Below are 3,435 nucleotides of genomic sequence, written 5' to 3' on the forward strand. Positions count from 1 at the left end.
AATATTTATCAGAAAAATAGACGTAAATAATATTTCCAGCCAGTAAAATACCTACTATTATCCAACAATTATCCTTTATCCAATTTATGAATTTACATACCATAATATAATTTGATGTTGTTCTGTACTATATTGATGTTAATGGTTCAGCAGGGAACGGCTTGTCCGTTATCCTGCGTTGTTAGCGAAATTATTTTATATACTCATAGAAACTAAGTCAGATACAGCTTTCTTCTTCCAACTATTTTTCTTAGCCAGAGAGGTGTATATTCTTTGCTTCGAGGATATTCCCTAAACATCTCCAACAACCAATCAGGTTTCTGAAAAAAAGAAGGAATTTGCTCAAGGTTATCATAATTGAACTTGAGAGTATATTGAGCCTTACTTTTTAAGAACATTTCAACTTGAAACCATGCACCTTGTTTTGAGTTTTTATTATACATTAGTTCACGTATATTTCTAAACGCATTACAGATTTTATCTGTATTTCTTGTATTTAATGTTATTATATCTCCTTTAGAAGAAGTGATGCTAAACATATCAACTACACATGAAACAAATAATATATTATATTCAAGTCCTTCCTTTAACTTTTGGGATTTACAATCCATTATATAAAATAATATATCCTTAAATTGAGCTTCAATAGTATCGTCAAATTGATTGCGTGCGGGTATATCAATTGAAGAACTTGCGCTTCTGTATTCAGACAATAGTAAATGCTCAATATTAGGATTTTGAGTAACTTCCCCTACCATTTTTGCATACCACAGCCAATATTCCTTGCGTTTCTCCACATTTCCAATTTCCACGAAAGGGTTGCTGCCCGAATAGGCTATCGAGCATATAAAATCCACATTCCAACTTTCAAAGTCGAAAGTATTATCATCTTCACCGTTATAATCCTCTATTTCCAATATGGAAGCAGCATCATTTTGGATAGCATACCCTAAAGCGATGATAGCCCACCCTGCCATATCTTCGCAACTCTCAATGGATTGTTCCGCATAATTACGTAACCGTTCCACCGAAACCGATATGCTTTCGATTGTGCCCTTATTCTTGTACAGATAACTGTCTATTTCAAACAAGGCACTGTATAATAGGTTTTCCGCACCAAATTCCTCTGAAAAGCAAGAACAAGCTTTCTTGCAACACTCGCACAATATTTTTTGTACTATCCGTGCATTGCCTATTCGTTTCATCAAATCAACCCGGTAGGGCAAAGGCAAATGCCCCATACTGTTTTGATTGATTATTTCTTTCAGTTTTTCTACTTGCTGTATCATGCTGGTTTCTATTTTCGCTAATGGTTTGGTGAGGGACAGCGTTAAGCTGTTTCCTCGACCTTGTTAACATTCTATTTTTATTCTCATCAAATTATGGTATTTCCAAATTCATACTTTCCATATAGGCGGTATCAAGTTCCGCACCTTTCCAGTTTATGTCGGGAGGAAATTGTTTCCATCCGTCTTTGGGTGGGGATAATACCCATTTAGGAACAACTGTTTTTACAACAATTCCTGCTCCATGCATTTTTGTTGAATATTTAATAAGTAGTCTATCTTCCTCAAAATTATAATTGCTAAGAGTTGCTCTTGTGTAAGTATTATAGCTATTTCCATTTACTTCATAAGAAAAATCATATTGTATTTTTGGATTTTTTCCTACCAGAAAACAGGTATCTTTATACTTGCCAATAGTATAACGTACATTTTGGGAATTATAAAAGTAATATTTATCAGAAAAATAGACGTAAATAATATTTCCAGCCAGTAAAATACCTACTATTATCCAACAATTATCCTTTATCCAATTTATGAATTTACATACCATAATATAATTTGATGTTGTTCTGTACTATATTGATGTTAATGGCTAAGCGGGGAACGCTGTAAGCGTTATCACGCTTTGTTATCAACTCTCATTTCATTTTTTCTCACATCAATATAAAGCAAATCATCATGGTCTGTTATACTATATAGTTCCATAAAATCTTCTGTTACCAAATAATATTCATCAAGCCCCTCACAGTCTCCGATAAATCTATGTATATCAGACATTCTTGCTTTATAGATGATAAAATCCTTGTTCCAATAATCAATAAAGAAATAGAGAACGATATTTTTATCAATTACATCTAATAGACGAAAATAAGGGTCTTCCATATTACAATCTATACTATATGGCACATATTTAAAACTCAGCCATAACGCACGAGGATTCCCGATTACAAATGTGTCATATAACCTTTGTATTAAAATCTCTTTATCGACATCTCCTATTTTCTGAAATGGAAGATGATTATCATTGACCGTTCGCTCTATTTCTTTATAATCAAACATGACATTTTGCTTTTGTTGATAATGGCTAAGCGGGGAACGCCGTTAGGCGTTATCACGCTTCGTTAATGGTATATTGATATTATTCACTTTGAAAAGCCTTAAAGCAGGATTTGAAGAAAGTCTTTTCTTGGCATCTTCCAAATCTAACTTATAATATTTAAGCTCAATATTTTTTAGCTTTCTCAAAGTTTCTAATCCGGACAAAGTAGTCAAGTTTACTGTTTTCTTACTCTCTGTTGTTGATGCAGACAAGTATAGCTTTTCCAAGTTCATAAAGCCGTCAATACCTTTTAAGCTGTGTAATCTTGAAGTATATACCATTGATAGATTTTTAATTTGTTTCTTCAAATCATTGGGTATAAAATCCATATTGGCTATCTTGTTTGCACTCAATATACAAAGTGTATGTAGTTTGGGAGTGTAACCAATACCGTCAAATGAAAAATCTTCTTTTCTGATATATGCAACCATTAGATGCGTCAGATTAGGAAACAGTTGCAATAAAGATAAATCATTCAACTTCGTGTTCCACAAATATAAATGTGTAATCGTGGAAAGATTTTCTTTATAATCCAACAAATTGCTAAGTTCTTTTTTACCTATCTTGTAGTTATTGATAGATAAAAAACGCAATTTAGTGCATAGGCTGATATTATCCATACTACGTGTGCCTGAAACGATAAATAAGTCTATACAATCTGCAATCGGTGTTGCATTCTCCACTATATCAGAATAGATATACCGTTGTTCGTTATTCGTACAACAGTAAACTTGAAAGTCGTCTATATTTTTAATATCGTCTATATTCATACTTTGTCAGAATTACCATTAATGGTTTGGTGAGGGACAGCGTTAAGCTGTTTCCTCGACCTTGTTAACATTCTATTTTTATTCTCATCAAATTATGGTATTTCCAAATTCATACTTTCCATATAGGCGGTATCAAGTTCCGCACCTTTCCAGTTTATGTCGGGAGGAAATTGTTTCCATCCGTCTTTGGGTGGGGATAATACCCATTTAGGAACAACTGTTTTTACAACAATTCCTGCTCCATGCATTTTTGTTGAATATTTAATAAGTAGTCTATCTT

4 protein-coding genes and 1 pseudogene are annotated in these 3,435 nt (G+C 33.1%); all 5 read right to left on the reverse strand.

All coding sequences use genetic code 11. From position 1 onward, the window contains the following. Positions 1-212 precede the first annotated feature (212 nt). Entirely contained in the window at positions 213-1,289 is a 1,077-nt protein-coding gene (locus BACFIN_RS08440) for an Imm5 family immunity protein (protein ID WP_007754197.1), read from the reverse strand. Positions 1,290-1,380: 91 nt separating this feature from the next. Next, on the reverse strand, positions 1,381-1,836 hold the full coding sequence (locus BACFIN_RS08435; protein WP_007754198.1) for a hypothetical protein: 456 nt from the start codon (positions 1,834-1,836) through the stop codon (positions 1,381-1,383). 68 nt (positions 1,837-1,904) lie between these two features. Further along, positions 1,905-2,345: a DUF6756 family protein gene (locus BACFIN_RS08430; RefSeq protein WP_005642377.1), complete on the reverse strand. Its 441-nt coding sequence runs from the start codon at positions 2,343-2,345 to the stop codon at positions 1,905-1,907. A 42-nt stretch (positions 2,346-2,387) separates the two neighbouring features. Then, positions 2,388-3,155: a hypothetical protein gene (locus BACFIN_RS08425; RefSeq protein ID WP_007754204.1), complete on the reverse strand. Its 768-nt coding sequence runs from the start codon at positions 3,153-3,155 to the stop codon at positions 2,388-2,390. Positions 3,156-3,247: 92 nt separating this feature from the next. Further along, positions 3,248-3,435: pseudogene (locus BACFIN_RS08420) on the reverse strand (hypothetical protein); the annotation flags it as partial.

The sequence above is a fragment of the Bacteroides finegoldii DSM 17565 genome, assembly GCF_000156195.1.
GTDB lineage: Bacteria > Bacteroidota > Bacteroidia > Bacteroidales > Bacteroidaceae > Bacteroides > Bacteroides finegoldii.

Coding starts and splice junctions, on each gene's coding strand:
- BACFIN_RS08425 (WP_007754204.1), bottom strand. CDS start 3,155: ATGAATATAGACGATATTAAAAATATAGACGACTTTCAAGTTTACTGT.
- BACFIN_RS08430 (WP_005642377.1), bottom strand. CDS start 2,345: ATGTTTGATTATAAAGAAATAGAGCGAACGGTCAATGATAATCATCTT.
- BACFIN_RS08435 (WP_007754198.1), bottom strand. CDS start 1,836: ATGGTATGTAAATTCATAAATTGGATAAAGGATAATTGTTGGATAATA.
- BACFIN_RS08440 (WP_007754197.1), bottom strand. CDS start 1,289: ATGATACAGCAAGTAGAAAAACTGAAAGAAATAATCAATCAAAACAGT.